Annotated in this window: 6 protein-coding genes; 3 read left to right on the plus strand and 3 right to left on the minus strand. The window is 60.9% G+C overall.

Annotation, left to right across the window (positions count from 1 at the left end; translation table 11 throughout):
• A partial coding sequence (locus AC6RA8_RS20400) for a rod shape-determining protein (protein ID WP_500355375.1) occupies positions 1-317 on the minus strand: 317 nt, incomplete at its 3' end.
• A gap of 260 nt (positions 318-577) precedes the next feature.
• Here AC6RA8_RS20400 and AC6RA8_RS20405 point away from each other — a divergent pair.
• Positions 578-1,171, plus strand: coding sequence for a YceI family protein (locus AC6RA8_RS20405; protein ID WP_500355376.1), 594 nt, complete (start codon positions 578-580; stop codon positions 1,169-1,171).
• Here the strand turns inward: AC6RA8_RS20405 and AC6RA8_RS20410 are convergent.
• Positions 1,168-2,940, minus strand: a complete 1,773-nt coding sequence (locus AC6RA8_RS20410; protein WP_500355378.1) for an FAD-dependent monooxygenase — start codon at positions 2,938-2,940, stop codon at positions 1,168-1,170. The genes AC6RA8_RS20405 and AC6RA8_RS20410 overlap by 4 nt on opposite strands.
• A gap of 96 nt (positions 2,941-3,036) precedes the next feature.
• A complete protein-coding gene (locus tag AC6RA8_RS20415) occupies positions 3,037-4,608 on the minus strand; it encodes a 2-isopropylmalate synthase (protein ID WP_500355380.1) in 1,572 nt (523 codons plus the stop codon).
• Between the two features lie 294 nt (positions 4,609-4,902).
• On the opposite strand from AC6RA8_RS20415, the gene AC6RA8_RS20420 reads away from it, so the two are divergent.
• Both AC6RA8_RS20420 and AC6RA8_RS20425 read left to right on the plus strand, forming a co-directional pair.
• Positions 4,903-5,565 carry an SDR family NAD(P)-dependent oxidoreductase gene (locus tag AC6RA8_RS20420; protein ID WP_500355382.1) on the plus strand — a complete coding sequence of 221 codons (663 nt, stop codon included), beginning with the start codon at positions 4,903-4,905 and terminating at the stop codon, positions 5,563-5,565.
• The coding region (locus tag AC6RA8_RS20425) for a cryptochrome/photolyase family protein (protein WP_500355385.1) at positions 5,559-6,034 on the plus strand (476 nt) is incomplete at its 3' end. The genes AC6RA8_RS20420 and AC6RA8_RS20425, both read left to right, overlap by 7 nt.

Below are 6,034 nucleotides of genomic sequence, written 5' to 3' on the forward strand. Positions count from 1 at the left end.
TTCGAGAAGGTCGAGCGTTTGTGCACCTTGCGAATGAAGTGCTTGATCATCTCTTCGGCGGTGTCGAAGTCGGCAATGACCCCTTCGCGCATGGGTCGGATCGCTTCGATGCTGCCCGGTGTCCGGCCCAGCATCAGCTTGGCGTCTTCGCCCACGGCGAGCACTTTCTTGACGCCGTCCTTGACGTGGTAGGCCACCACCGAAGGTTCGGACAGGATCACGCCGCGCCCTTTGACATAGACCAACGTGTTGGCGGTGCCGAGGTCAATCGCCATGTCGGACGAAAACAGCCCACCCAGATTTCCGAATACTGACATGCCCCGTGCCCCTTGCCTTTGCGTGGCCCCAATGATGTTGGGTCCGCGACTCAGGACGAGGCGCGGACCGACCGCTTTATACGGGCGCGGGCATTGGGACGAAAGGGCCGAAAACAAGGGGCAATCGGCAATGTCCTGCCAAGCTGTCGCCATGCCATGAAAATTTTTTTCCGGACGCAGTGAATAATCATGGGGTGTGCGGTGTTGTTGTATGAACCGGGCGGGTCTGCCCGGATCATTATTAAACTCGGGAGGATAACATGTTTTCACTTCGCACGGCCGCGCTGGGCCTTGGATTGGCTCTGGCCGCGACCACGGTGCACGCCGACAGCTGGACGCTGGACGGTGGCGCATCGAAGCTGGCATTCGGGTCGATCAAGTTCAACGACACGGGCGAGGTGCACAGCTTTTCGTCGATCGACGGTACGGTTGCCAAAGATGGCAGCGTAACGCTTGGTATCGACTTGTCCTCGGTCGAGACGAATATCGACATTCGGAATGAACGGATGGTTGAGCATGTGTTCAAGAACGCGCCGCGCGCGTCGATTTCGGCCAAGATCGATATGGCCGCGATGGAAGAGGTCGCCGTCGGCGACAGCACGGTGATGGAGGTTGAGGGCAACCTTGATCTGCTGGGTGTTGAAGTGCCGATGTATGGCGACATGTTCGTGATGCGCCTGACCGAGGATAAGGTGATGGTCACGACCGACAGCATGATGTTCCTGTCCACCGCCGATGCCGAAATTGATCCCGCCGTGGACAAGTTGATGGAGCTGGCGAGCCTGCCGAACATTGTCCGTGCCGTTCCGGTAACCCTGCGCCTGATGTTCGATGCCGATGGGGCCAGTGGCTAAGTCTCGCTCCCCAAGACTTGATTCAACCAACTAACGAGTGCGTCTTGCTGCTCCGGCGGCAGGACATGTGACACGTACTGATCGGGGCGCACGAGGACTAGCGCTCCGGTCTTTCGGTCGATCCCGCGCATGTCGAAGATGTCGGCAGCGGGGTCCGGGCAGAACAGCTTTTCCATATCACGCAGCTTCAGAGCACCCTTGGCGGGGAAACGCATGATGTCTGCATGGGTCTCCCTGTGTTCGGTTTGGACGATGGTGCGCACATCGATGATGCTGTCGGGGTCGTCGTTATCCGGTGTAAGATTGGCGATGATCTGTGTCAGTGCATCCGAATGGTCGGTCTCACCCACAAAGTGAAACAGCCGCCATCTTCCATCCGCCAAGATGTTGTGGCCAAGCTGCATGGATTTGGCATCGGCCCAGCGAATGACCGGGGCTGAGTGGAACCGTTTGCCGATGGTAAAACCTGTGGCGTGCGCCTGGTAATGGTCTGGCCCCGTGAGGTGGCCCGGCGTGTAGCGTGTTTCGACCCCTGCAGTATAGCGCGCATGTTTCTGGAAGTGGTTTTGGAAGGTTTGCGGGTCCTGTCCCCGTGCGGCAAAGGCGCGGGCAAAGTCGCGGTCGAAATCAATCAGCTCCTGTGCGATGGCCTGCCGTTCGGCTGAGTATGTGTGCAAGAGATCGGGTGACGCCCGCCCTTCCAGCACCGATTGCAGTTTCCAACCGAGGTTAAACGCGTCCTGCATTGATACGTTCATGCCTTGCCCCGCCTTGGGGCTGTGGGTGTGGCACGCGTCGCCCGCGATGAAGACCCTTGGAGGTATGTCGTCACTGGGCCCCGTGTCGGCGAATTGGTCCGTCACCCGCTGCCCGATTTCGTAAACAGACCACCAGACGATGTCTTTGACGTCGAGCGTGTAGGGCGCGAGGATGCGTTTCGCGGCCGCGATCAAGTCGTCCGGTGTCAGGTCACGGTCCGCAACCCGTTCATCGGGATTGAGTTTGGCCAGTTCGATGTAGAAGCGGACCATGTACCCGCCTTCGCGCGGGATGATCAGGAGGCTGCCCTGGTCCTGTGACTGGATGGCTGTCTTGAGCCGGATATCGGGGAAGTCGGTGGTGGCGAGGATGTCCATGACGCCCCAGGCGGCGTTTTCGGCTTCGCCTTTGTGCGGGATGCCGAGTGCCTGCCGCACGGCGCTGCGGGCGCCGTCGCAACCGACGACGTATCGCGCCTTGATCGTCCCGCGGTTCGTTTCGACCGAAACAGGGCCTTCGTCAGCGATGGCCAGGCCTGTGACCTGCGTGCCGTATTCCGGTTCGAGGCGGGTTGGGGCCTTGCGCATCAGGTCGAGGTAGAAATCATGCACCCGCGCTTGGCTGAGGATGACGTGGGGCATCTCTGACAGCCCGTCTTCGACGTCATCGATGCGACCCGTGCGGGTGATCTGGCCCGTGTCGTCAGGGTTCCAGAAGGCGGTTTCGTTCACGTGATATGCTTCGCGCTCGACAAGGTGGGCAAAGCCGAATGCCTCGAACATCTCCATCGTGCGACAGGCGATGCCGTCGGCTTGCCCCATGACCAGAGGGCCGTCGCGTCGTTCGACAATGCGGGTGCGGATGTGTGGGAATTGCGCGAGGTAGGCGGCAAGGGTGAGCCCCGCAGGCCCGGTGCCAACAATCAGGACGTCGGTGTCTGTTTTGGTGTTTTGGGTGGCTGGTTGACGTCTGGGATCGCCCGGGCGGAAGCCGTTGAGGTGGTATTGCATGCGGGCAATATAGAACAAAGAAAGGCGGACGACACGTCCGCCTTACGGGTTTGGCACCGAGGGAGAAGTAAGGCGGGCGTGTCGCCCGCCCAAGCGTCAGCTCACGTCCTTGTAGCTGATTTCGGCCCTGTCCTTGCCACCCTTTTCGCGCCGCACCAGCAGCCGGTTAAGCGCGTGGACATAGGCTTTGGCTGAGGCCACGACCGTGTCAGTGTCTGCGGACTGGCCGGTGACTATGCGGCCTGCTTCTTCCATGCGGACCGAGACCGTGGCCTGTGCATCTGTGCCCTCGGTCACGGCGTGGACCTGGTACAGCTGCAGCTTTGCCTCGTGCGGGAACAGCGCCTTGACCGCGTTGAATGTCGCATCCACCGGACCATCGCCGGTTTGGGTGGTCATGTGTCGCTCGCCATCGATTTCCATCACCAGATCGGCCACTTGTGGCCCTTCGGTGCCGCAGCGGACAGCCAGTTTTTCGATCTTGAGCCGTTCGTCTTCGGGGTCGGAGGATGTGCGCATGAGCGCGATCAGGTCGTCGTCGAAGATTTCCTTTTTCCGGTCGGCCAGGGCCTTGAACCGGACGAAGACGTCCTTGAGTTGGTTGTCACCCACCTCGAACCCGAGCTGTTCGAGCTTATCCCGCAGAGCGGCGCGGCCCGAATGCTTGCCCATGACGAGGTTTGTCTCGCTGAGGCCCACGTCCTCGGGGCGCATGATCTCGAACGTTTCGGCGTTTTTGAGCATCCCGTCCTGGTGGATGCCGGATTCGTGGGCGAAGGCGTTCTTGCCGACGATGGCCTTGTTGAACTGGACGGGGAAGCCCGAGACGGCAGCGACGCGGCGCGAGATGTTCATGATCTTGGTCGAGTCGATGCCCGTCTGGAAGGGCATGATGTCGTTGCGGACCTTGAGGGCCATCACGACCTCTTCCAGCGCGGTGTTGCCCGCCCGTTCGCCCAGACCGTTGATCGTGCATTCGATCTGGCGCGCGCCTGCTTCGACGGCGGCGAGGCTGTTCGCCGTCGCCATGCCCAGATCATTGTGGCAGTGGGTGGCGAACACGATCTCATCCGCGCCGGGCACGTTTTCGATCAGCTTGCGGATCAGGTCGGCGCTTTCGCGCGGTGCGGTGTAGCCGACCGTGTCGGGGATGTTGATTGTGGTGGCGCCTGCTTTGATTGCAATCTCGACCACGCGGTAGAGGTAGTCGAGTTCCGTCCGTGTGGCGTCCATCGGCGACCATTGCACGTTGTCGCAGAGGTTGCGGGCATGGGTCACGGTCTGTTCGATCCGTTCGGCCATTTCGTCCTTGGTCAGGTTCGGAATGGCGCGGTGCAGGGGCGAGGTACCGATGAATGTGTGGATGCGCGGGCGTTCCGCGTGTTTCACAGCCTCCCAACAGCGGTCGATGTCAGGCAGTTGCGCGCGGGCGAGGCCGCAGATGACTGAGTTTACTGCGTTCTTGGCGATCTCGGAGACGGCGTTGAAATCGCCTTCGGATGCGATGGGAAAGCCCGCTTCGATGATGTCGACGCCCATGTCGTCCAGCAGGCCTGCAATCTCCAGCTTTTCGGCGTGTGTCATGGTGGCGCCGGGCGATTGTTCGCCGTCGCGGAGGGTTGTGTCAAAGATGACAACCCGATCCTGAGTTTTCGTGTCTTGGGTCATTTGAATTCTCTTTTTCTGTCCTAAAGCCTTGGCGCGAGAGGCATCCTCTGAGCGGTCGCGCCGATGGGCACGCTCAGAGGCGGATTAGGAGCAGGAGGCCACGCAGCGACGCGCCGGGATGGCGTGCGGTCGGGATATGCGTGGCGTGTGTCATAGGCGTAGTTATACCGCGCTTTTGGTGAATGGGAAGTGGGGAATTCCGGATGGCGTGCGTTTGGCCAATCGGCCCTCCGGGGGCGGTTTATTTGGCGAAATGAAGTTGATGGATCGGGATTGGCGGCTAGCTCTGCGCCCATGGAGAAGGTTTTGATACTTGGCGCGACGGGTGGCATCGGATCGGCGCTGGCGGATGGGTTTGCGGAGCGGGGTGCCGAGGTGGATCGGCTGTCACGGTCGATGGATGGATTCGATGTGACCAACGCAGCGTCTGTGGAACGGCATCTGGTGGGGCGAGGTCCCTATGATCGGGTGCTTTTGGCGACGGGCGCATTGGAGATTGATGGGGCGGTGCCGGAAAAAACGATCAAGGGCTTGGATGCGGCCGCGATGCTGGATCAGTTTGCGCTGAATGCTGTTGGCCCGGCCCTTGTTCTGAGCCACGCGCATCGGCTTCTGGTGCGCGACGCGCCTTCGGTCTTTGCCGTCTTGTCGGCCCGTGTCGGGTCGATTGGCGACAACAGGGTTGGAGGCTGGATCAGCTATCGCAGCGCGAAGGCGGCGGTAAATCAGATCGTTAGGACGGCATCGATTGAATTGGCGCGGACACACAAACAGGCCGCAGTGGTGGCGTTGCACCCTGGCACAGTGGCGACCGCGTTTACCGAGAAGTATCTTGGGCGCCATCCATCCGTTCCGCCCGCAAAGGCGGCGGCGGAACTGATTGCCGTCATGGATGGATTGGGACCTGAACAGACGGGCCGCTTTTTTGACTATTCAGGGACGGAGGTGCCGTGGTGAGTCGGTTGGTTTTGGTGTTGGGCGATCAGTTGACCGAGAGCGTGGCGGCGCTGAAGGCCGCCGACAAGGCGTCGGATGTGGTGGTGATGGCCGAGGTGGCCGAGGAGGGGTCTTATGTGCCCCACCACCCCAAGAAGATCGCGCTGATTCTGGCCGCCATGCGCAAATTTGCGGCGCGGCTGCGGGAAGATGGGTGGACTGTCGCCTATTCCGAGCTGGATGACACCGAGAACAGTCAGTCCATCCCGGGTGAGCTGCTGCGGCGGGCCGAGCAGCATGGCGTGTCGGACGTAATCGCCACGCGGCCCGGGGAATATCGGTTGATTGCCGCGCTTGAGGATTGTCCGCTGAAGGTCACGCTGCTGGAGGATGATCGCTTCATCGCATCGCACAAGGAATTCGAGGATTGGGCCGAAGGGCGCAAGGCGCTGCGGATGGAGTATTTCTATCGCGAGATGCGGCGCAAGAC

It is taken from the genome of Tateyamaria sp. (assembly GCF_059783535.1).